Source organism: Arthrobacter sp. Y3224198 (assembly GCF_059090025.1).
In genome coordinates this window covers 24,029-47,064 of sequence record NZ_JBNHFG010000013.1, presented here as the reverse complement: position 1 = coordinate 47,064, position 23,036 = coordinate 24,029, and the positions used below count along the sequence as shown (strand labels likewise).

At 67.1% G+C, this 23,036-nt stretch carries 15 protein-coding genes; 2 read left to right on the top strand and 13 right to left on the bottom strand.

Annotated elements, in window-relative coordinates; translation table 11 throughout:
* Positions 1-74: 74 nt before the first annotated feature.
* The 3 genes from AC5RUF_RS09345 to AC5RUF_RS09335 all read right to left on the bottom strand — a co-directional run bounded on the left by AC5RUF_RS09345 (position 75) and on the right by AC5RUF_RS09335 (position 3,647).
* The gene (locus AC5RUF_RS09345) at positions 75-1,409 is read right to left on the bottom strand and encodes a glycerophosphodiester phosphodiesterase (protein ID WP_494130399.1); all 1,335 of its coding nucleotides are present in this window, start codon (positions 1,407-1,409) and stop codon (positions 75-77) included.
* A 158-nt stretch (positions 1,410-1,567) separates the two neighbouring features.
* Positions 1,568-2,950, bottom strand: a complete 1,383-nt coding sequence (locus tag AC5RUF_RS09340) for a hypothetical protein (RefSeq protein WP_494130398.1) — start codon at positions 2,948-2,950, stop codon at positions 1,568-1,570.
* Between the two features lie 52 nt (positions 2,951-3,002).
* Positions 3,003-3,647: a YveK family protein gene (locus AC5RUF_RS09335; RefSeq protein WP_494130397.1), complete on the bottom strand. Its 645-nt coding sequence runs from the start codon at positions 3,645-3,647 to the stop codon at positions 3,003-3,005.
* A 300-nt stretch (positions 3,648-3,947) separates the two neighbouring features.
* Here AC5RUF_RS09335 and AC5RUF_RS09330 point away from each other — a divergent pair, with 300 nt between their 5' ends.
* Together AC5RUF_RS09330 and AC5RUF_RS09325 are read left to right on the top strand one after the other, a co-directional pair.
* Positions 3,948-5,531 carry a lipopolysaccharide biosynthesis protein gene (locus tag AC5RUF_RS09330; protein WP_494130396.1) on the top strand — a complete coding sequence of 528 codons (1,584 nt, stop codon included), beginning with the start codon at positions 3,948-3,950 and terminating at the stop codon, positions 5,529-5,531.
* Between the two features lie 2 nt (positions 5,532-5,533).
* A complete protein-coding gene (locus AC5RUF_RS09325; RefSeq protein WP_494130395.1) occupies positions 5,534-6,496 on the top strand; it encodes a glycosyltransferase family 2 protein in 963 nt (320 codons plus the stop codon).
* A gap of 93 nt (positions 6,497-6,589) precedes the next feature.
* Here the strand turns inward: AC5RUF_RS09325 and AC5RUF_RS09320 are convergent, their stop codons facing one another.
* The 10 genes from AC5RUF_RS09320 to AC5RUF_RS09275 form a co-directional block, all read right to left on the bottom strand.
* Positions 6,590-9,013 (bottom strand): WD40 repeat domain-containing protein, encoded by a 2,424-nt coding sequence (locus AC5RUF_RS09320; RefSeq protein ID WP_494130394.1) that lies wholly within the window; start codon positions 9,011-9,013, stop codon positions 6,590-6,592.
* A 127-nt stretch (positions 9,014-9,140) separates the two neighbouring features.
* Positions 9,141-10,061 carry a hypothetical protein gene (locus tag AC5RUF_RS09315; protein WP_494130393.1) on the bottom strand — a complete coding sequence of 307 codons (921 nt, stop codon included), beginning with the start codon at positions 10,059-10,061 and terminating at the stop codon, positions 9,141-9,143.
* Position 10,062: 1 nt separating this feature from the next.
* Positions 10,063-10,818, bottom strand: coding sequence for a hypothetical protein (locus AC5RUF_RS09310; RefSeq protein ID WP_494130392.1), 756 nt, complete (start codon positions 10,816-10,818; stop codon positions 10,063-10,065).
* Positions 10,815-11,414 carry a CDP-alcohol phosphatidyltransferase family protein gene (locus AC5RUF_RS09305; protein WP_493997256.1) on the bottom strand — a complete coding sequence of 200 codons (600 nt, stop codon included), beginning with the start codon at positions 11,412-11,414 and terminating at the stop codon, positions 10,815-10,817. Before AC5RUF_RS09305 ends, AC5RUF_RS09310 begins: the two co-directional genes overlap by 4 nt.
* Before the next feature lie 191 nt (positions 11,415-11,605).
* The gene (locus AC5RUF_RS09300) at positions 11,606-12,790 is read right to left on the bottom strand and encodes a DUF1972 domain-containing protein (protein WP_494130391.1); all 1,185 of its coding nucleotides are present in this window, start codon (positions 12,788-12,790) and stop codon (positions 11,606-11,608) included.
* Complete coding sequence (locus AC5RUF_RS09295; protein ID WP_493997258.1) at positions 12,787-13,227, bottom strand: FAD synthase family protein; 441 nt, start codon at positions 13,225-13,227, stop codon at positions 12,787-12,789. Before AC5RUF_RS09295 ends, AC5RUF_RS09300 begins: the two co-directional genes overlap by 4 nt.
* Before the next feature lie 53 nt (positions 13,228-13,280).
* Positions 13,281-14,801, bottom strand: coding sequence for a sugar transferase (locus AC5RUF_RS09290; RefSeq protein WP_494130390.1), 1,521 nt, complete (start codon positions 14,799-14,801; stop codon positions 13,281-13,283).
* A 299-nt stretch (positions 14,802-15,100) separates the two neighbouring features.
* A complete protein-coding gene (locus tag AC5RUF_RS09285) occupies positions 15,101-17,818 on the bottom strand; it encodes a helix-turn-helix transcriptional regulator (protein WP_494130389.1) in 2,718 nt (905 codons plus the stop codon).
* Complete coding sequence (locus tag AC5RUF_RS09280; protein ID WP_494130388.1) at positions 17,815-20,571, bottom strand: helix-turn-helix transcriptional regulator; 2,757 nt, start codon at positions 20,569-20,571, stop codon at positions 17,815-17,817. The genes AC5RUF_RS09285 and AC5RUF_RS09280 overlap by 4 nt, the downstream gene beginning before the upstream one ends.
* A gap of 248 nt (positions 20,572-20,819) precedes the next feature.
* Positions 20,820-23,033 (bottom strand): LuxR C-terminal-related transcriptional regulator, encoded by a 2,214-nt coding sequence (locus AC5RUF_RS09275; protein WP_494130387.1) that lies wholly within the window; start codon positions 23,031-23,033, stop codon positions 20,820-20,822.
* Positions 23,034-23,036 lie beyond the last annotated feature (3 nt).

Below are 23,036 nucleotides of genomic sequence, written 5' to 3'. Positions count from 1 at the left end.
GGGTGTGCCATTACGCAACACGAGTCTTCCCTAATCATTCCACGCAGAATCCGGGTGTGCACCTGAGCACGGCCTTAGTTCGCTGCCGGCTGGCTTTCGATGGAGCGGAATTCCACGGCCGGTGGGGCATCGTGGTTCCGGCACAGGAAGAAATAGCCGCCCCGGTACGTGTTGTCTTCGGAGGTCACAGTCCACTCCTTCCCCGGCCCCCCGTCAATGCGGGAGACGGACACACTCTCCGGCGTTACGCGGACCTCGTACCGCATCCACTCGCCGGAAACCGGCGGCGCGGTAGCAACGCGCCCCAGGTCGTAGCCGGAGATTTCACCGGCCTGCCGTCCGAAGAGTTCCAATGCGCCGTCGGTGCGCTGCACAAAGTGGTACCCGCCTGAGAGGGAGGGTTCCCGGACGCGGTAGGGGGCGTCGCTGTCCTGGCCGAAGGCGAGTCCGGCGTGTCCGGCCTCCTGCGGCAACCTGTCCGGCCACCGCATTTCAAAGGAAACGGTGTAGCCCTTTTCCCCGTCCAGTGGACACATCGAACCCATGCAGTAACTGGATTTCACGGGATGCTCCAGCCGGATCGATGCCGTGGCCGGCTGGATGACGGGTTGGTGGGTCCAGGCCAGGGCGTAGGGCAGGTCACCCGGCGCACGTACGCCGCCGGCAAAGGAGTCCGCGTCAGCTGAAGGGGCGTCGCTGGTGACATAGGGGATGTTGGCACAAATGATGCCGCGTACCCCCAGGCGCACCATGCGGTCCCGCTCGGAACGCGTGTGGATGTCCCAGGCGACCACCGGCTTGCCGTACTCCACCGCTGCCTTGAAGGCATCGTCGGATGCCGTCCAGTGCAGGCCCACCAGATCGAACTCGTCGGCCAGCTGCGCCGTCAGGGCATCGGTTTCGTCTTCCGCAAAATACCCCCAGGTGAGGTAGCCGCGGTCCTTGACCGCTGCGTGCTGCCTGGCCGTACCGGACTGTTTCCAGATGAAGTGCCGGGCCGGCTCGGGGTAGCCGTCCATGATGCCCAGCAGATCGTCCGGGTCCCCGGAGGCTTTGTCCTCCAGGAAAATCACGCATGATGCGGCGTATTGGTCCAGCACGTCGGTGAGCCGGGGCAGGGGGGCGCCGGCACTGTTTGGCCCCAGCCAGGGTTTGGCGTTGTTGGACAGCTCCAGCAGTTCGTCATAAGTACTGCGGGCGATCTCCTTATCCACCCCGGTCATCCGCAGCGTGTTGGGGTCATGGTGGCACACAAAAACGTTGTCCGAGGTGCGGTGCACGGAGATCTCCAGGGCGGGCGCGCCTGCCTCGACCGCGCGGCGGTATGCTTCGGCAGTGTGCTCGGTCCAGTTGTCCTGGGACCCCCGGTGGGCGGCATAAAACGGCTCCCTGGTCAACAGGTCTTCCACAGTTGCAATGCTGTTCGCCGCGGGTGGCGTCACGCGCGCACCGGGAGCGCACCCCGTAGCGAGCAGGCCGGCACCCGCACCGGCAAGGAACAGGACGTTCCGGCGTGACAACCCCGATCCGGATGCGGCCGGCGGCGGCGCCGCATGCCGCCGGCGGGTCATTCCGGACCTGCCGCCGGGACGGCCGTGGCCCCGGAGGCGGCTGCCACGCGGTTCCCCGCTTCATCCCGGCCTGCTGGGCTCTCCCCGGCGGTACGCAATGCCCCCGTGGTGCGGTGCCACCCTCCATGCCGCTCCGGCCGGGCGGGGATACGGGATCTTTCTCCCTCGGCAACGATCAGGGCGACCACGGTCCACAGCAGGATTGCCGCCGCGGAACGGGTCGCCAAGCCGCTGTAGGTCTGCGGGATGGCGATAGCCAGCAGTCCCGCCACCGCCAATCCCCCGGGAAGCGTGCGCCGGAAGTTCTTCAGCACCAGGACGGTCAGCAACCCGAAGTAGAGGAGGCTGAAGAACAGGCCGAGGTCCACCCCGTACATCAGGAAGGAGTTTTCCAGGCTGGTGCCGAGCCCGCCCTGATCGGCCACCCGGTAGCTGCCGCTGACGCCCTGGCCTTCAAAGAGGTACTCGGGCCACCGCTTCAGCACGGTCAGGACCGCTGAGGTACGGGCGGCAGCTGAACCGTTGTCATCTTCCAGCCGGTTGAGCAATCCTTCGGCCAATGGCCCGGAGAGGGCCCAGACCACCAGGGCGGCGAGGACTCCCAGCAGGCCGACCCGTGCAGCTGCCGGCTTGCGGGTGGCGACCGCTACGTAAAGGATCACGGCTGCCAGGACGATTAGCCCCACCCGGGACTGGCTGACCAGGACACCCGCACCGAAAAGTGCCAGCAGGGCAACCTGCAGCCAGAGCCGCCGCAGCCTTACCGTGAGCGGCGCCACCACGCAGGCGGCCAGGGACAGGGTAAGCGGCTGGTCCAGCAGTCCCATCCACCGCGGCCCTTCCGGGTTGAACCAGTACCTGGTCCGGAAGCCGGCTTCGTAAAACAGGACACTGCCGGTCAGCCACTGTGCCACCGCCACCAGGCAGACCAATGCGCCCAGCGCCAGCAGCCCGTTGCGCAGCCAGGGCACAACGCGTTCATCGCGGGCCGCGCTGCCGACCACGAACAGGAAAAACAGGGCCGGCGCCAGGATCTGGTCCACGAGGAGGACCCCGCCCTCCCCCTGGCCGTTGACCGCTGTGCTGAGGATGGCCGAGGCAAGCACGGCCGCCATGACAACAACGGCGTAGATATGCCGGGCCGCGGCCTCGGCCAGCACCGAGGGTTCGAAGGCCATTTGGAAGACCAGGATCATAAAGATCAGCCAGGTGGCCGCGTGCAGGGACAACCATCCGTCACTCTGTCCGGTGAGCAGGTAACTGCCGGCTGCCGGCACCGTGAACCACAGGGCGACGACGGCGAGCGCTGCCGCGGCCGGATGCCTCCGCAGCGCCAGGGCGGCAACAGCACAGGCAAGGATCCAGAGAAGGAGATGCATTTAGCCAACCGCCTCCCCTGGATTCGCGGCCGGACCCGCCGGTGAGGGGCCGCTAGCGTGCAACATCTGCCGGTTCTTCGCGGGTAGCCGGCCGCGGTGCCGCGGTATGCTGCCCGCCGCGGGAGCGGGCCACCACCAGAAGCACCCCGGCAAACAGCCCCAGGAGGCCCCCGATGGCCAGGTTGAGCGCAGGACGCGGCCGGACGGGCTCTTCGGATGTGGAGGGTCCGGAGACCACATTGAGCACTGTTTCCGCGGAGGTCCCGCTCTCCAGGTCGCTGACCATCTTGCCGAAGCTGCCGGCAATCTGGGTGGCTATCTCATCGGTCGTTTCGCGCTCCGGGTCGCGGACATTCACCGTCAGGGTCAGCGTTTCAGGATCGCCCACGCCCGTGATGCTTTCCTTCACGACGTCCTCATCCAGGTCCACGCTGCTGGCACTGACTATGCGGTCGATGAACTGTTCGCTGGTCAGCAGCGCCGCATAGGCGGTGATCCGGCCGCGGACCAGTTCGTCCGCTTGGAGGGCGCTTTGCCTCTCGGTGCTGGGAGCCACCACGTAGAACGTAACCGTGCTTTGGTAGAGCGGCTGGACCAAGGCGGTTACCGCCATTCCACCGCCCAGCCCGAGGGCCAGGCACAGGAGCACAACCCACCAGCCCCGGACCAACGCACGTGCATAATCCACAAGTTTCATAGCGAGACCCAATCCCTCGACGAGTGAAATCCCGCAATTTGTACCACGCAAGCTGTACGTGTTTGGGGGCCGGTGATACTGCTCTTTTTCCGCCGATTACCTGCCATGGGAAACAGCAGCAACCACTCTGGACGTGCCCGGACCCGCGGCCTAGTGTTTCGAGCCTATGCAGGCAGATCGGTCTCAGCCTGGTCATCGTGCGGCCAGGGGCGCATCATTCACCGGATTCCACCGGGTTCAGCCGGCGAATCGCTGCAAGGGGGGCAATACAATGCATTTCGACTCCACGGGACCGGACGCATGAGGCGCAGCCGGCCGCCGCGCGTCCCGGCCGCAGCCGTAACACCCCTGGAAAAGGAACTGCCGGGGAACGCCTCCCGCCCCGGACGCAGCGGGGCCGGAGAGCAGCTGCCGGAAGACGGCACGGACATCGGTGCGAGATCCGCCAGCGGAGTCCGCTGGAGCTTGCTGGCGGTACTGGCCAAACAAGGGTTCCAGATGCTTTCGGCCGTGGTGCTGGCACGCCTGCTGGGGCCGGAAAGTTACGGCATTGTCAGCGTTGCCAGCCTGTTCATTGTCTTCACCACGCTCCTGCTGGATCAGGGATTGTCCTCCGCCCTCATCCAACGTCCCCGACTGACCCCCCGGGCTGCCGGCGCCACCTTCACCCTGAACCTTGTGCTGGCCGTCATCGTCGGGGCGGCAACATGGGTCTGCGCCCCGGCCATCGCCGGCTTCTTCCGCGTGGACGGATTAGCCGAACTGCTGCGTCTCATAGCCCTGGCCCTTCCGCTCAAGGCCCTGGGCATCACGCCGCGGGCGCTGCTCGCACGGGAGCTGAGGTTCCGCGGGATCGCTGCCGCCGACGTCGCGGCCGCCGTCCTGGGCGCCACGGCCGGGATTGCCGCCGCCGTCCTGGGCGCCGGGTACTTCGCCGTCCTCTATCAGACGGTGCTTACCGACCTGGTGATGGCTGCAGTGCTGCTGGCCTGCACCCGCGGGCCGGCACCCAACCTGCACCTGGGCGAGGTCCGGCCCCTGCTCGGCTTCAGCGCCGGCGTGTTTGCCACCAACGGGTTGGCCTACTTCTCCCGCAACATCGACAACATCCTGGTAGGGCGCGTGCTGGGGGTCGCTTCCCTGTCCCTGTACGCCATGGCCTACCGGGTACTGGTGGTGCCCGTGCAGTTGATCGGGCAGACCGTCAACCGGGTGATGTTTCCCGCTTTCGCACGCGCATCGGCTGATCCTGCGCAGGTGGCCGCCCAGTTACGGGCCGCGATGGCCCTGCTGGCCGCCTGCGTCATCCCGCTGATGGCCTTCGTTGCCTGCGCCGCACCCTCGCTGGTGCATCTGCTGCTCGGCGGCAGCTGGCTGGCCGCAGCCCCGCTGATGAGCATCCTGGCGATAGGAGGTGCGCGGGAGACCGTCTTTTACATCGCACCGTCGCTGATGAAAGGGCTCGGCAGGGCCGGGCTTAACCTGCGATACGAACTGCTGGCCACTGCCGCCCAGCTCAGCGGCATCATCATCGGCCTCCAGTTTGGCCTGTTGGGTGTCGCGGCCGGATATACCGCTGCGGGGTTTGCCCTCACTCCCGTGCTGATGTTCCTGCAGTCGCGGCTGACGGGGGTGGGAATGCTGGCGCAGATGCGGATCCTGTGGCCGCCGGTGCATGCCAGCTTGTGGGGCAGCGCAGCTTATCTCCTGTTGGGAAGGGTGCTCCCGGACCCCGGAACGGAACTCTTCCTGGGACTGGCCCTCTTCCTGTTCATTTCGGGGGCCGTGCTGGCCCTCTTCCACCGGCCAACCGTTCGCGCCCTGGTTCCTTTGCTTCAGCGCGTGCTGCGCCGCCGTGTCCCCGTCCCTACCCGAGGAGCATGAATATGTCCGCTGCCGCCGATCCGGAACAGAGCCTTCCAACTGTGCAGGCCCGGCTCGTTATCGCGGTCCTCACTTACAAGCGGCCCGATGATCTCGCCGTCGCCCTCCCCCGGCTGCTTGCCCAGGCCCGAAGCGCCCCGCTCCCGGCCCAGGTATTGGTGGTGGACAATGATCCCGACGCCGGTGCCCGCACCCCCGTCGAATCCCTGAAGGATCCCGCGCTCGTTTACACCCACGAGCCGCGCCCCGGTATCGCTGCCGCGCGCAACCGTGCACTGCGGCAGGCTTCCGCCGCAGCGGACCTGCTGGCCTTTATCGACGACGACGAGGTGCCCTCCGGGCGCTGGCTCCGGCAGTTGGTGGCGTTGCAGAAGGATACCGGTGCAGCCGCTGTGGTGGGCCCCGTCATCTCCGAGTACGAGGAGCAACCCGACGAGTGGGTCGCGGCCGGAGACTTCTTCCGGCGCCGCCGACTGCCCACCGGCTCGCGGCTGGACGTTGCGGCAACCAACAACCTGCTGTTGGATCTGCACCAGGTCCGGTCGCTGGGACTGGAATTCGACGAGCGATTCGGACTCAGCGGCGGATCGGACACTCTGTTCTCGCGGCAGCTCGTCCAGGCCGGCGGGATGATGGTTTGGTGTGACGAAGCGACCGTTGTTGACCGGGTGCCGATCTCCCGCCTGACCCGCAGGTGGGTGCTGCGGAGGGCCTTCCGCAGCGGCAACTGCCATTCGCGGGTACTCCTGGCCATTACGCCCACCCCTGCCGGCCGCATGGCAGTCCGTTTCCGTTTGCTGGCCCCCGGAGCAGTCCGCTCTGCCGGCGGAGCCGCCCGCTACGCGCTGGGCATGCTCCTGCGCTCGCAGCGCCACCAGGCCAGAGGGCTACGGACCGCGGCGCGGGGAGCCGGCATCCTCACCGGGGCTTTCGGGTACGTCTTCAGCGAATACAAGCGCAGCTAGACCCGGCAGCCCGGCCGCGACGCGGGAACAGACACAGGAAAGCGGGACCGGTTGTAGACCGGTCCCGCTTTCCGTGCACTTCAGCAGCGCTCACTACTGCTCCGTGACCCGCAGGTTGTCGAAGGCAACCGTAACGGGAACATTGGTGGTGCTCCCGGATACGTAGCCCGTCAGCGCAACGGTTCCGGCCTGCTGCAGCTGAGCAGAAGTGTCCGTCGCGGTGATGGTCCACGCCGAGGGTTCGGCGCTGCCCGCCGGCCAGACCTTGATTCCCAGCGCAGTGGATCCCGACCCTACGGCAGAGAAACGGACCGCCAACTGGCTCCCGGCGGCGTACGTGAGCCCGGGGACGGTCTTGGTCGCCACCTTAGTGGAGGTTCCCCCGGCCACCCGGACCAGGTCCACGGTTACGGCGCCTGCCGACGAAACCTTGACCACGCCCTGGTACTCGCCGGCCGTGCTCTTGCGTGCCGCGAGTGTCAGGAACGCCCCGCCGCCGTTGGGTACCTTGTCCAATGCAGTATCCACCCGGACAACGGAATCCCGCTGCGCCAGGTTGAGCTGTGCCGTCAGGCCGAGTCCGGCCTTGTTCAGGGACATTTTCCCGGCCCCGTCAACGGACCACAGGGCCGAGGACCCGGTGTGGCTCCAGGCTCCGCCGGTGGATGCGGTACCCCAGCCGCCGGTCCCGGTCCGTCCGAAGTCATCCGAGGCTCCGGTACCGGGCTGCGGCTGCGGTTCGGGAGCAGGACCTCCCCCGGGACCCCCTACCGGCACATTGACCCGGAGGATATCGCTCTTGACCGTGTTGCCCAGCGGATCCATGGCAACAATGCGGTAGCTGTGTTCACCGGCGGTCAGCCCGGTATCCGTGAAGCTGAGGTTGGGCCGGTTGTAGAACCGCGATGACTGCGTAGTGGTGAACACCGGAGTCGGGTTGCTGTCCCGGATCACCTGGTACGTCAGCGACTCGTTGTCCCGGTCCCAGTTCGCCTTCCACCCCACTTCAACCGTTCCGGCCGATTTGTAGGCCAGCGTGGGATTGAACTTGGCTCCGCTGACCCGCGGGCCGTCGGCATTCGGTGCCAGGTCCCGGACAGCGAACCGCACCAGTCCCTGCTGCGGCTTGTTGTTGACATTGCGGAATTCTCCGGCCATTGCCACATACTGTTCGTTTCCGGCCACTGCCCAAGGCCCCTGGCTCTGGCCGCTGGCCGTGCCGGTGTCCAGGTCGGGGAACCAGTTGAGCATGCTGGGAGCGGCAGTCCCGGGGAAGGACGGCCATCCCTGGGTATCCTTCGCCAAGACCCCCGTGGCTGCTTTGCTGACTGCCACGGCCCGGTGCTCCACCCGGGGGTTGACTTCCGGGAAACCGCCGAAGTTCCGGCAGTCATGATTGTGTCCGGCAATGTAGACCGCCGTGGAGGAAGCCCATATGCCGTAGGTATCACCGTGGCAGTCCTCCACCCACTGCAGGTTGCCGTCCCCCCACTTGCCGGAGAAGGAACCTTCCAGGTTGCCCGTTCCGTTGGAGGCCCGGTAGATGTACCCGGTGCCGTAGAAGTTCGTTCCGTCGGAAGACAGCGAGAGGATTGCCGCATTGTTTCCGGCGTTGCGGACGGTGTTGTTTACGCCGAGGGAGAGGTTGGCTCCGGTTACCGCGTCCACCCGTCCCAGGCCGAAGCCCGGCCGGTTCGAGCCGTTCAGCGTACTGAAGGCACCACCGATGACCACCTGGCGGCCGTCCGGGGACACCACCAGCGCGTTGACGCGGTTGTCGGTCTTGGGATTCCACGGCAGGAGGGCACCGTCACCGGCGCGGAACGCGGCCAGCCGCGACCGCGACACGGACCCGACGTTGGAGAAGATTCCACCCGCGTAAACCGTATCGCCGGCCGTGGCAAGGGCACGGACCGTCGCTCCTACCTTCGGATTGAAACTGGAGATCACGGAACCGTCGGCGGCATTAAGCGCCACGATCCGTGACCGCGCCTGGCCGTTGACAGAGGTGAATTCACCGCCCACGTAGATGCGGGAGCCGTCGGGCGAAGCGGCAATGGCCAGCGCCTGGCCGTTCAGGTTCGCCGAAAAGGGCAGCAGCTCGCCGGTGGAGAGCCGGTATGCCAGGACGTTGTTGCGGCTTACGGTCTGGCTTCCGGCCGCTGCCCCCGCGGGGCGGGCCTTGGTGAACTTGCCGGCCACGTAGACAGTGTCCCCCACCACCACCTGCTGCCATGCCACGCCGTCGAGCTGGGCGGTGGGCAGCGCGTCGGAGGAGACGGTGACCGGGGTCTTCGGATCGGCAGGATTCACCGGGGCGGTGTCTGCGGTGGCAGTGCCGGCCACGGCGGTGAGCGCAGAAACGGTCAAGGCACAGGCGGCCGCCAGTGCCCCCATCCGGCGCATTGCGTTGGGCAGACCGGATCCGTGGCGGGTCCGTCTGCGGAGGGAACCCGGACCCAGGTCCGGGTCTTTGTGTTCCGCGCGTCGATGCGCGGCGACTTTCCTGACTTTCATAGCGGTTTCCATCCGTTGTTGGGTGCATTGCACCCTGAACCAGAGTTAAGCCGGGCCGGTATCCGACCCGGGACAGCAGCCGGACCCCGGCCGCGCAGCATTGTTTTCCCCATTCGTGGAACCACAGTCATGGTTGATAGGCGCCCTCGATCATCCGTATGTCTTCCTGCGTGTACAGACCCCGGATCCATTCGTCATTGCGGCCCTGGGCCACGTTGACGGACAGCAAACCGGTGTCCTGGCTGCCCGGAATCACCGGGAAGTGTCGGGGCGCGGCGGCAACCTGGCGCACGGGAATGCCCGCTCGGAGGGCGACCCAATGCAGCCAGATGTCATCGGCGGTGGGACTGCGTTCCTCGAAGGACGGTCCTGCGGCGGCAATCCGGTCCAGCATGCCGGGCGGATACAGGACCCCGGAGACGCCCAAGGCCAGGCTGTCGCGCCGCTTCTGCGTGGTTTTGCTCGGAATCCAGGAACGGTACCCGGCAATGGTGCCCTCACTGACGGCCATCCGGTTCGCCCAGTGGCAGCTGACGACATCGGGAGCTTCGGCATAGGAGCTGAGCAGGCCGCGCAGCCAGTGCCGCGGATAGATAATGTCGTCGTCGGCCGTCACCAGCGGATCCGTGTGCCGCGGCACGGACGCAACGTACGGGTAGTACTTGGTATGCGGGCCGTAACCCCGGGTCAGGCACACTTCCAGCCCCCGCGCCTGCAACCGGGAGAGCTCCGGAGGTGGGGAAGAAACCACCGCGGGGTCCTCCACCCAGAGGATCAGCCGGCGCGGCCGGACTGATCCTCGGCCTATCGACTCGATGGCCAGGTGTACGGTTGCCAGTCGCGGGCCGTAACTGGTCAGGGATACCACCACCGGCGCGGTCCCCGTGACCGGCGAGGCGGAACGGACGTTCCGCGCCGCCAGGACCGGTGCTTCCACCCGTGCGCGAAGATGGCGCCCGGCACGCCGGGCGCTCCGGACCAGCCCCCGCGCCGCTGACGGCGCGGACACCCGCTGCGCTGTCCTGCGGACTTCGTTGACACCGTGCATGCTAGGGCACCTGTCCCTTGAAGGCAGCCACGGCCGCGTCAACGGAGAAGTTGACGAACACCGAAACATCGCTCCGGCTGTCGACCGGAATGAGGAATACAAACTTGCCGCTCACCGTCTCTCCGGGATTCACCACGGCGGGGAAGGGGACGGAGTCCGGTCCGCTGAGTTCGGAGCACGGCAGCCGATCGGCACCGGTCTCCACTGTTATCACGGCAGACGAGAGGTCTACCGGGTCCTTGCCGCCGTTGGCGATGCTGACGGTGAAGCGTACGGACGGGCCGGCAATTTCGCCGATACCCCGCGCTTCGCCGTCCACCGGTTCCGTGGCCGTCACCTGGATGTCCACGCCACCTGTGGCAGCGGACCCGCCGTCGATGGCGACAGGTTCGGCAACCGGAAGTTCCTGGGTTGCCTTGGCTGCTTCCTCGACAGCCGGCCCGGGCTGTTCCGACGGCGCCGGCGCCCCGTCGGCCGGCTCGGTTGCCGCCGGGCTCTGGGTCTGCGCGGGTGCCGCTTCAGTGGCGGCACCGGACGGGTCCGGGGCAGGCGTGGATGCGTCGGGGGAAGTTACCGCGACGGGGACTTCTTTGTTGTTGTCCCGAACGGCGTTGGCGGTAAGGAAACCGCCCACAACCACAGCCAGGGCGAGGGCCGCGGCCACCACCGTCCGGCTGCGGTTCCGGCGGGAGGGTTCTGCGTCCGAAGGGGAGGGTTCCGGCGGCACACCCGCGCCGCCACGCGTCGATCCGCTCATCGCCGTGCCTCCAGCCGGGACATGTCCCGGAACCATTTCGGGGCAGCCAGGGCCAGATGCGAGAAGTTGAGGACAAACACAGCGGTGTAGACGGGCACAAATACCTCCGGCAATGCAGTGAGAAGGAACAACAGGCACAGGAAGCCGTAATCAGTGGGAATGAGTATCAGCGATCGCCGCAGGCTTCCGGTGCGGACGGCAGCAGGTTGGCCCGTCCTCAGCGAATGCCCCGACTTCAACTGGTCGTTGAGGATCATGGCGAAGAAAGACACGTTGGCCACCACGGAGAATCCCAAGGGCACCAGCAGCCAGCCGGGACCGGGAAGGTCCGCCAGCCGGTACGCCCAGAGGGCAACCGCCAGATGCAGGCAGGACAGTTTGACGCTGTCCAGGAAGTGGTCCAGCCACTCTCCCGCCAGCGAGCCGCCCCCGCGCAGCCTCGCGAGCTGGCCGTCAGCGGAGTCGAAGGCATATCCGGCCGCCAAGCAGAGGCTGATGGCCGCCGCACTGAGCCAGGAAGGAGTGGTAAGGGCCAGCACCAGGATTCCGCTGAAGGTAAAGGCGGCGCTTACCGCGCTGACAGCGTTGGGCGTCATTCCCGCGAGGTGGCTCGCTGCAGCCAGATGGCGGCCGGCGCGCCGGTTGATCAGGAGCGAGTACGCCGGGGCTCCGGGGGCGGCCCTTTTTTGGGCTGCGGCCAAAGACCGCACCGTTTCGGCATACCCCGGAGACGGAGACCGGTGAGCCCCTTGCCGTGCCGGAACGGCGTCTTCATGCGTTTTCTGCGTCATGATGCCCCCGCTCCTGCCCGATGCCGCCGGGACACACGCGGACGTTCCGCTTTGCCTGCGGCAAGCCGTTGGACCAACTGCCCGTAGTCGCGCGCCACTTCGTCCCAGTCGTATCGGGCAGCTTCACGGGCGGACGCCCTGCCGCGTTCGGCCAGGGCGCCGGGCGATGCGTCGGCGTCGACCGCCAGCTTGGCCACGTCCTCAGCGGTTTCGAAGAACCGGCCTGCGGTGCGCAGGACCTCCCGGTTGAAGCCGACGTCAAACGCGTTTACTGCCGCTCCTGCGCCCATGGCCCTCAGCAGGGAGGGGTTGGTGCCGCCGACCGAGTGGCCGTGCCAATAAACCCGCGCGTTCGCATACAGCTGGTCCAGCAGTTCCTGGTCCCAGATCCCGCCGAGGAACCGCACCCTGTCATCGGCCATGTCCCGTATTGCGGCGGTGTATCGCTCGGCGTAGGGCGCGCTGCCCACCACTACCAGGGGCAGCGTGGAACCGCTCGCCACATATCCCTCGACAATCAGGTGGACATGGTTTTCCGGCTCCATCCGGGCCACCACCAGTTGGTAGTTGCCGGGGGCCAGATCCAGCTCAGCCAGCCGGTTGCTGCCGGTACCGCTGAGCGCCGGCGCACCGTACGCGATCAGCGTGCTCTGAGCATCGAACCGTTCCCGGTAGTAGTCCTGGATGCCCTGTGCATCGGCAATCAGGGCATCGGAGAAGCGGACTGCGAGCGCCTCTGCGACCCGGTAATAGCGTTTTCCTGCCGGCCCCCATTTGGCCCGCTTCCACTCAAGCCCGTCCACATGCGTGGCAACCGGAATGCCTGCTGCGCGCAACAGGGGCAGCCAGGGAGCATTGGCGGCGTTGAAGACGATGGCGGCATCGGGGCGGTGGCGCAGAAGGTGGAACGAGGAAAGCCCGGTATGGCTGAGTGTTTCGAGGGAGCGCTTCCGCAGGGCCGGAAAGTATACCAGGTCCATTCCGAGATACTCGGTTTCGGAGGTGTCGGTCTGTTGGTCGGTGCGGCAGTACACCGTTACCCGGTGCCCTTGGGCGGCCAGCCGCCGGCCCACCTGTTCGACACAGGTCTCGAACCCTCCATAGCGCGCCGGTACACCGCGGGTTCCCACCAGCGCCACGTTAAGGGAGGGCTGCTGCGTCCACCCCCGTTTCCCGGTCATATCCGGCTCCCGGCCGTTGCATCCAGAATCTCGAGGCTCCGGCGCAGCCTGGTGCTGGAGGTGTGGACCGTATAGGGGAAATAGACAACTTCCACGCCCACGGCGGCAAAGGATGCCTCCAGCGCCGTTCCCTCCGCTGTACCCTTCCAGTCGTCTCCCTTGAAGAAGATGTTGAATCGCAGCTGCTGCCAGGTGTCGAGTTTGTCCGGCAGGACCTCTTCAACGGCGCGGTCCACGCACTGGAGCCCCCGGACAATTTCGAGGCGCTCTGTCAAGGGAATGACCGGTGGCCGGCCTTTGCGTTCTTCGCAGAGTTCGTCCGACACCACCCCCGCAATCAGGTAGTCGCACTGCGAGCGGGCGTGCCGGAGGATGTTGAGGTGACCGATGTGGAACAAGTCAAAAGCGCCTGCGGCGTAGCCGATACGAATGGCCATGTTAGCCGCCTTCCCGATGTGGATGGAGTGGATAGACAGGATTGAGCACGTCATCAGTAGGACCCAAGGGGTTTGAACATCTGGACAACGGTGCGCCAGAGGATGATCAGGTCTCCGGTCAGGGACCAGTTCTCCACGTAGTACAGATCCAGGCGCACGCTGTCCCTCCAGCTGAGGTTGGAGCGGCCGTTGGTCTGCCACATCCCGGTAATCCCCGGCTTGATGTAAAGCCTGCGGTGCACCCGGTTGCGGTAGCCGTCCACTTCCCGCTGCAGCGGCGGGCGCGGACCCACCAGCGACATATCGCCGATCAGCACGTTCCAGAACTGCGGCAGTTCGTCGAGGGAATAGCGGCGCATCCAGGCTCCGGCCCGGGTGACGCGCGGGTCATTGCGGATCTTGAACATCAGGCCCGCTCCCTCGTTGCGGTCCAGGAGGCCAGCCAGGTCGTCTTCGGCGGTTTCGACCATGGAGCGGAACTTCAGCATCAGGAATTTCCTGCCGCCGCGCCCTACCCGCTCCTGGCGGAACAGTGCGGGTCCCGGGCTGTCCCGTTTGACGAGCACACCGAGTAGCACCATCAGCGGGAACAGCAGTATCAGTGCCGTTGCGGACAGGACAATGTCGAACAATCGCTTGAGTGCGTGCCGTGCACCGGAGTACTGGGGCAGTTCAACATGCATCAGCGGCAGCCCTTCCACCGGACGCGAATGGATCCGGGGACCGGCGACGCTTGTCAGTCCGGTGGTGAGGATCAGTTCAGTTGCCGATTCCTCCAGTTCCCACCCAAGCTCCTGCACATACTGGCTTCCGCCTTTGGTCGGGCCGGCAACGATCACGGCGTCGGCTCCCGCCTTGCTTACCGCCTGGACCACCGATTCCTCGTCGGAGACCACCGGCAGCGCCGTCCCGTCCACGGTGAAACACGTCCGGGGCTTCCCGCTCAGGGCTACGCCCACCACCTGATAGGCGGACTTCCCGTTGATCTGGTGGACTACGTAGCGCACGTCCCTGGGCCGCCCCAGGACTACGACCTTGGAGAGGTATCGTCCCTGGCGCCGCTGGCGGCCCAGCCATCTCCTCAAAACCCACCGGCTGCAGATAAGGCCGACTGCACCGATGGGAAACACCAGACCGAAATATCCGCGGGCCACTTCCGCCTGGAACACCACCGCGGCGAAGGCCAGGCTGCCCACGAGGGTTACGGTGGCATTGACCACCCGCTTGTATTCGTCGGTGCCCATGCCCGTGATGCGTGCATCCCGGCTGCGGTAGACATGCAGCGCCAGCATCCACGCCAGGCCTATCAGCAGTGACACTGCCAGATCGCGGAATGGTCCGATCTTCAGGACCGGTGTTCCTCCGGGGATCCTCCCCAGGTGTCCCAACAGGACCGATGCGGACACCACCAGTGCGTCCGAGGCCAGCAGGATCCGGCAGTAACGCCGGCTCCACGCGACCGCTGCGCTCCTGCGGTGGCCGTCCCTGCCGAACACGCCCTGCGTGGTGAAGCTGGGAAAGGTGAAGGTGGGTGCCTGGAGAACTTCGGTCCCGGATTCCTGTATCGCCGTCATCTTTATCCCCCAAGAACAACCCGCAAATAAGACCTTTTTGATTACTGGATCGGCCTCAGCCTAGGATCGGCGGATACGGCAGGCACGAGTACCCCATACCCGGCCCGGCACAGTTCGTTCCGTTCTTACGGCTCTCACTACTCACCTCGGGAGCCGAAACTCTTAGATGCCCTCAGCGGCGGGGAAACAGGAGAAACACCAGCCGCATCCGCCCCTCCAAGGCGCGCAAAAACCGCCGGAAGCAGCACGCACATCGGACGTGCTGCTTCCGGCGGCGACGGGTACCGGAAAGGAATGTCCTAGAGAAGCGACCCGCTGCGCGGCCCGGGTTCCAGTGCCCGGTAGGCAGACTCCAGATCGGCCCTGCGACTGATGCCCAGTTTTACGTAGATCCGGTAAACGTGGCCCTCCACGGTCCGCTGGGACAAGGTGAAGTGGGTGGCAATGTCCTTGCTGGTTGCCCCGGAGAGCAGCAGGTCCACAATCTCGTGCTCCCTCCGGGTAAGACGGACCAGATGCAGGGAAGGGCTCAGGTAGGAGACAGTGACTCCGGCCAGTTCCTCCCTGCGCCGCCGGAGCTGCTGGATCAGGGCCCGCTGGCGGCGAAGGTTCCCGTGGTTACCGTAGAAGCGGATGGCATGGCCGATGCTTTCAACCGCTACCAGGTATTTCTGGGCGCGGATGGCGTCTTCGGCTGCTGCGACCATCCGGTCCGGGTTTCCCGAGGCGACCGCCTCGGCATACGCATGCAGTGCCTCCGCTTCTCCCCCTTCGAAATCCGCGGTGAGCTCGGCGAGCCGCGGGACCTGGGCCAAGTCACCGACGGCGAGGCACAGCTCGAGGATGTCCTTTTCGGTGCTGCGCAGGCCCGCCTCGCGCGCCTGCGCAGCCAGCATGGCGAGGTGGCCCGAGGTAGGTCCCTCTGCTGACTGTGAAGCCTCGGCGGCTGCAACGTAGGCCTGGGCCGTCAGCCAGAGGTGCAGCGGCCCCCGGTATTGGCCGCCGCTGACCTCTGCCCCGAATCCAGTGGCCGGAGTGCCGTCCGCAACCACGGTGGCCGCGTAGTGGGCCAGCCCCAGGGCGTAGGGCAGCAGCAGCTCCGGATCCCTGTCGCGCAACGCTTCTACGGACGGACGCAGGCGGCGCAGTCCCTCGTGCAGCCTGCCGCGGTGGATTTCAAGTGCCGCTTCGAAAACCCCCAGGGTTCCCCCGAGGGCAGTCAGCAGGTGCTTCGGTCCGGCATGCATCCTGGCCAGCAGCTGGTCGAGCTGCGTAAAGCGGCCGGCATGGAGCAGCGCCTGGGCCTGCCGGACAAAAACGAATCCCGTATAGGACTGGAGCTTCCCCTCTGCGTAGTTCAACAGGGCTGCCGCGGCGAGTGCCTGGTCAAGGCCCGCACCCACTTCGCCACAGGCTGCCAGCACCTCCGCGTACAGACCGTGGGCCACCAGCATCCGCTCGGCGTCGGCGTCGTTCTCCGGACGCGAATGCCCGGCCGTGATTTCCGCCAGCCTGGTCCGGGCCTCCGTGAAGTGACCGTCCAGGATAAGTGCGGCTACCCGGAGCACTTCGGCCGCGGGCAGGACCGCGGCGGGCACGGCGGAATCGTTTTTCGCTGCGTCCAGCCACTTGTCCGCCAGCTCCGCGATTCCGGCACCCCGCCGGCCGGTATGCCGGAGCAGCATACCGCAGGTGAAGGCGGCCCGGCGCATGCTCTCCTGATCCCAGGCACCGGCCCTGTCCCCCCGGGTGCCCTGCACCAGGCCCTCCAGCCGCGCGCGTGCCGTGGCATAGCTGCCTTGCTGGGCGCAAGCAACCGCAAGTTCCACTTCGGCCGCGGTCTGGAGCGCCGGGGATGTCACCGCCGCGGCGAAACGCTGACCGCGCAGTGCATCGCCTGCACCGTTGGCTGTCCGGGCAGCCGCAAGCAGGTCCGTTGCTCCCGGGCGTTCGCCGCAATCGAGGGCCCACTCCGTCTGCCTGAGGCTCGGCGTCCGGTCCGGCTGCCCGGTGATCCGTCGGGCCTCCACTCGTGCCCTGATCTCCGCGCTGCGTGCCGCCGGCACCAGGCAGCGGATGATCTCCTCGTGCAGCGGTTGCACCAGGTGGGCTGATTCGGTGCGGTCCGGGAGGATTTCCACCAGGCCGTCAATCACCAGTGCCCGCACCGCCTCGTCATCCGCTACCGCCGAGACCACGGCGCGCGGCAGGCTTCCCGCCAGGGCCAGCGTCTCCAGCACGTTCCGTTCCGCCGGCGTGCGGGAGGCAAGCATGCCCTTGATGAGGTCCATCAGGGAGGTATCCACGCAGTCCGGCTCCTCCTTGAGGTACCAGGCACCATTGGCTTCCACCAGCCGGCCCTGCCGCTGCGCCCGGCTGAGCAGTTCCTTCACATACAGCGGGTTCCCTCCCGATGTGCGGCTGAGCAGGGTTGAAGAGGACTGCAGGAGCGGCCCGCCCAGCACGCTGGTACAGAATTCGTGGACCGCCGGACGGGACAGCGGGCCCAGGTCGATCCGGGCAAGCAGGCCGTCCCGGGCCAGGGACAGCAGCTCGTGGATGCGGGGAGCCCGGGCACGGGAAATCACCATCAGGCGGAGTTCCCCGGACATGGCCAGCTGTGTGAGCAGATGCGCGCTGGCTTCATCGATGTGCTGGGCATTGTCTACCACCAGCAGCGTCTGCATGCCGCGTGTTTCCGCCAGGCGCTGGAAGTGCGCACGCACTGTCCGCAGCACCGACAGCGGGGAGCCCATCTCCGCGGCGGTGGCGGAACCAAGGTAGGTGGACAGGATGCCGTACTGCATGCCGGAAAGCACCGGGCTGCCGCAGACGTAGTACGGCGCCATGATGGAGGCCAGCCGCTCAGCCGCCTGCTCGGCCAGGGAGGATTTACCGATGCCTTCCGCTCCGAGGATGACCACCCCGCGCAGCCCCGGGTCCAAGAGCCGGTTGGTCACTTCGGTGAGCTCACGTTCCCGCCCGAACAACTGCCTGTCCTGACCCCATAGCGTCATTTCTTTGCCCCTGACTGCTCAGCAATGGTCCGGGCCAGTTCCCTGCGGCTGCCTACATGGAGCTTCGAGTAGACCTGGTACAGGTGGCCTTCGACCGTCCGGACGGAGATTCCGAGTTCCTCGGCAATTTTCTTGTTGCTGGTACCGGCGGCCGCCTTCCGCGCGATTGAACGCTCCCGTGCGGTCAGCCCGCCCAGGAATTCGTCGGCGGCCTCCGCGGCCGGATCCGGTGCGGCCACCCTTCTGCTCCGGTGGATAAACCGGACGGTGGCCCGGTCCCCGGCGCCGGAAGCAATCCCGAGGGCATGCTCGGAAATCTCCCGGGCCAACAGCTCGTGGCCGGATCCTGCTGCGATTTCCGATGCCCGCAGGAGGAGCTGGGCATCAGCGTTGCCCAGTCCCTTCGCATAGCTTTCACACAGGGACGCGAAGTCGCCCTGCTGGTTCGCCGCCACCGAAAGCACATCGTCCAGGCTCTCCGCGTCACCCAGCCGCATGGCTGTGACGCGGGCCAGCAGCTCGTAGGCGTGGGCACCCCTCCGGTGGTCCTGGGCAGCCAGTGAGGAGAACCGGGCGCTGCCCGTTTCCGTTCCGAGTGCTGCCTCGGCCAGGGCCGCGAAGTGCCGGGCGCCCCGCCGGACGGACCAGGGCCCGCCGTCGGCCGATGACCGCTGCATCTGCAGGTAGTGGCGCGCCTGCTCGGCGCGGCCTTCCATCGCATGGCAATAGGCCGCAGCTGCCGCAGCCAGCGGAAGGAAGGCGGCAGGCCCCGTCACGGCCAGCTGGCTTACCGTTCCGGTCAGGGCTGTGAGCGCGGGACCGGGCCGCCCGGCGTACGCGTGCAGCAGTCCCTCCGCCAGCTCGGTGTAGATCCCTTCCATGCCGGAAGCGGCCGCCCGTGCCAGCAGGAGTTCGCAGGAGGGCAATGCACCGGTAAGCAGGTAGGTGTGCAGCAGCCTGCCGACAACCCGGGCACGGGTACCGGGACTGACCTCTGCTCCCGCCAGCATCCTTTCCACTTTCCCGGCCAAATCGACGGCGTCGTCCTGCCTGTTGGTCATCCCCCACGCTTCGCACAGCCACGCTGCCCGCTGGAGCTGGAATTCCGGGCCGCCCGACAGGTCCAGCTCCGCCAGGTACGCCATGTTTTCCTGGAACCGGCCGTGGGCCGAATGGCACTCCGCGCGGGCTTCGGCCAGCTCCCGCCTGAGTTCCGCCGTCACGGGCAGGTTGGCATCCAAGCCGGCCACTTCCTGTTCCACCTGGGCAAACAGATCCGTGTGCCGCATCCGTGGAGGTTCCGCGGGCGTGTCGGTGGAACGCGGGTCCCGGAGCCCCGTGGCCTCGATGCAGAGCACCCGGCATTCGGCGAGCAGGAGCCTTACCCGGTCCTCGGGCGAAGGCGCCGTGTCGCCGCCGCGGAACCGGGCGAGGACACCCAGCGCGGCACCGTATTCGCCCTGGGCAGTGCGGGCACGGGCCAGTTCGACGACGGCACCGGCGGACTCGCCGAACTGCGTTGCGGCTATCAGCACCCGGACCGCGGTCTCCGGATCACCCCCGGCAGTGGCCTGCCGGGCTGCGCGGACTGCCAGGTCGACGGCGGGCACTTCGCCAATTCCCTCGAGCCAACGCGCCAGCAGGACCGGGTCCAGGACGAAACCCTCGACGGTGTTCAGTGACGGCGCCAGCTGTTCAAACAGCAACCGTTGCCGGGCCGGGCTGAGTCCGGCACGGAGGGACCGGGCCAGTGCAGGATTCCGGATCAACACGTTGGGTACCGGGTTCAGGTCCAGACTGACCAACCGGCGTTCCTGCAGTTCGTCCAGTTCCGGGCTCGCCAGCTGCGCCAGGGCGGCCGGCAGCGGTAGCGAGCCGGCCATGGCGAGCATCTGCAGCAGCTGGTTCTGGCCGGCGCTGAGGTTGGTGAGGCCCGCTTGGACAGCTGCGGCGGCCCGCCCGCCCCGGATGTCCTCGCCCGGGGTGAGTATCCAGGTCCCGTTGTGCTGTTTCAGCCGCCCGGCGTCCTGGAAGTCCTGCAGGGCAAGCGACAGCAGCTGCGGATTTCCGCCGGCAAAACCGCACAGAGCCGCTGCCGCTGCCCGGGAAACGGCTCCGCCAAGTTCCGCGCCCAGATAGGAGGCGGTTTCGGGCACGGTCAGCGGGTCAAGGTCCACCCGGGAGAGGATGCCGTCGCGCCAGAGTCCCGTGAACTCCCCCGGGGCCGAGCTGAAATCACGGAAGGCCACCAGCATGTTGGCGCTGCGGTTCAGGACCATCTGGGTGAGGACCATGGCCGAGAAGTCATCCAGGTCTTCGGCGTTGTCCACCGCCAGCAGCACCGGCCGGCCTGCCGAACGTTCCTTCACCAGCTTGGTCAGGCCCCTGAGGATCATCACCGGATGGCTGGAAAGCTCCGGTTCCAGGTCCGAGAGGAGGAACGTCAGCGCCCCGAACGGTGTCCGGCCGGCGAATTCGGACCCCCGGACCTGCACAATGTATGTTTCGTCCTGCAGCTGGCGCAGGACGTGCTGCATAACGGCGGTCTTCCCGATACCGGTTTCGCCTACCAGTACGCACCCGGTGCCCGGGGCCGTTCCGGACAGGGCCTTCAGTATGTCTTCCAGGACGGGCGCCCTGCCGACGACGGCCGGCTGGGTCGGGGCGCTGGAACCTCCGTCCGGAGGCGAACCCGGGGCGGGCGCGGGAGCGGCAAGGCGGCTAAAGGACGGCTGATCATCGTGAGGCTGCACTTTGAGACCCGGTTTCTATCGATTCAGGTTCTGCTGTTCAACTCCGGTACCCGACCATTTGGAGCCGGTCACCGGCATCGCTGTTGCGCACCAGAGTAGGAACCGTTTTCCGGCGGTACACGAGTAGCGTCCCCTAGTCGAAGCACTTGGTTACTTGGAAATGTAACGGGAAAGGGGTGTCCGCCTACGTGATCGGCGGCCTGGAACCACCTGCCGGTGCGCAGAACCACCGTCGGGACGGGAGGGAGCTATGCTTCCGGGCGCGCGGCCTCAAGGCATTCACGCAGCTCGGCCCGTCCTGAAACCCGGAGCTTCGAGAAAATGCGGCCCAGGTGCCAGTCCACGGTGCGGGGAGACAAGTGCAGCCGAGCGGCCAGGTGCGAACTGCTCTCCCCTGCGGCGGCTCCCAATGCCAGGCCGCGTTCGAATTCGGAGAGGTCGGGCAGCCGGTCCGGGACCGAGTTCGCAGCAAGCAGCATCCGGAAACTCGCGTTCTCAACCCGGCGCGCAGCGCGCAGTGCGGTTCGGTCACCCTGGCGGCGGGCCAGGCGGACCGCGCGTCCGGCCGACTCATGGGCAAGCAGGTACTGGCCGAGGCTGTGCGCGGATTCCGCAGCGCGCAGCATCCGCGTCCTGTCGGCATCGGTCAGTCCGGCTGCGAGGTCCGTATACATGGCTGCGGCCGCGCCGGTGCAGCCGGCGGCCCCGTCCTCCAGCTTACCGGCGGCCCCGGGTACTCCGCGCAGTGCCAATGCTGCCAGCACCGTCAGGCGGAGTGCAGGTTCCACCTCACTTCCCGCCTGACTGCCGACGTCGCCTTCTGCCGGCACCCCGCGCGCGGAACACAGCAGTAGAAGGCATCTGGTGACCCCTTCTGCCGAGTCCTGTCCCCACCGGTCCGGCGCCCCACTGCCACCTGCCTGGGACGCGGACGGCCCCGGCACTGTTACCGGTGCCGCCAGGTATCCGCGCGCGGCCTCGGGGTCGCCAAGCAGGACGCAGGCATAGGCCGCGGCCGCGTGGGCCAGTGGGATCAGTTCCGCCGAACGGCTTTCCTCCAGCTGCGCGAGGGCACGTTGCAGGTACTCCAGCGCCCGGTCCGCGCGTCCGCCCAATACATGCACCAGGCCGGCGCACAAATCGTTGCCGCCGGGCAATTCCACCCCGTCCGCGCCTGCTTCCGTCCGGGCCAGCAAATGTCCCGCGAGCCGCAACTCCCCGCAGCGCAGGAACACGCAAAAGAGATCCGCGAACAGACCACGGTGCGGGCCGCTGCCTGTGGCCAGCAAGGCAAGGCCTGCCTGCGCCGCATCAGTGGCTTCGCCCCACCGGCCGTTGCGTGCCATGTCCCGGGCTTCCCTGGCAGCGGCCCGGGCCGCCGTCTCTTCCGGGGCGGGTCCTGTGCCGCCCGTTGCCTCACCGGCCGCCGCGGCACCGGCCAGCCGGGACCGGATCTCCTGTGCCCGGCCGTGCGGCACCAGCGCCGCGGCGGCTCCCGTCAGAACCGGATCCTTCAGGCGCAGGATTCCGGCGGTGCTTGGGTCCGCGGCTACCAGGAACATCTCTTCCAGCCGTTCCACAGCCGCAGCATCGGTCACCCGGAGGGCCACCTGCACAGGCAATCCGCCCGTGAGTGCCAGTGCGTCCACGGCGTACCGCTCCGCCGGGGAAAGGCCCCGGGTTTCTGTTTCCACCCGTTCCGACAGGGCCCCCGCATATGAAACCGCACCAGTCCACACCCACGTGCCGCGGCGCCGAACCACTGTCCCTGCCTCCATCTGTTCCTGGAAGAACAGTGTTGCCAGCATCGGGTTCCCGCCGGTGCGTTCCTGAACCTCCACTACGAGGCGGCTGGAGACCGGGCCGCCGCACAGCCCTTCCAACAGCGTGCGCGTCTCACCGGCCTGCAACGTCCCAAGGTCCTCGCGGTGGACCGTCCCTTCGGCCCACCAGCGGATAAACTCCTCCGGGCAGGCCGCAGGGTCCCGCACGGTAGCCAGCATCAGGGTATGGCCGGCACGGCAGAGCTGGAGGAGGACAGCGATGGTGGACACATCCAGGTCCTCGGCGTTCTCGATTGCCAGCACCAGCCGGCGGCCGGCTGCCTTTTCGTCCAGCACCCTCCGGATGAACTGAAGGACGTACACCGGGTTGGCCAGTGCCTCCGGCGGAAGCTCGCTCAGCAGCCAAAACAGCCCGCCGAAGGGTTTCCCTGACCAGGCGGCCGCGCCGCGGAGCCGCAGCACCGAGAACCCGCCGCCAAGGTCTGCCAGGATCCGGGCCATCAGCGTGGATTTACCCGTTCCGGCGACACCGGAAATGACGACGCTCCTGCCCTCCTCGAGCGCTTCCACGGCGGCCGCTGCCCCGCTTTGCACCTGGGGCAGCAGCGGGGACGGTTCCTGTTGGGGCGAGGGGCTATCGGCGCTGCTGCGGACCAGTCCGCGGCCGGCAACATCCATCGA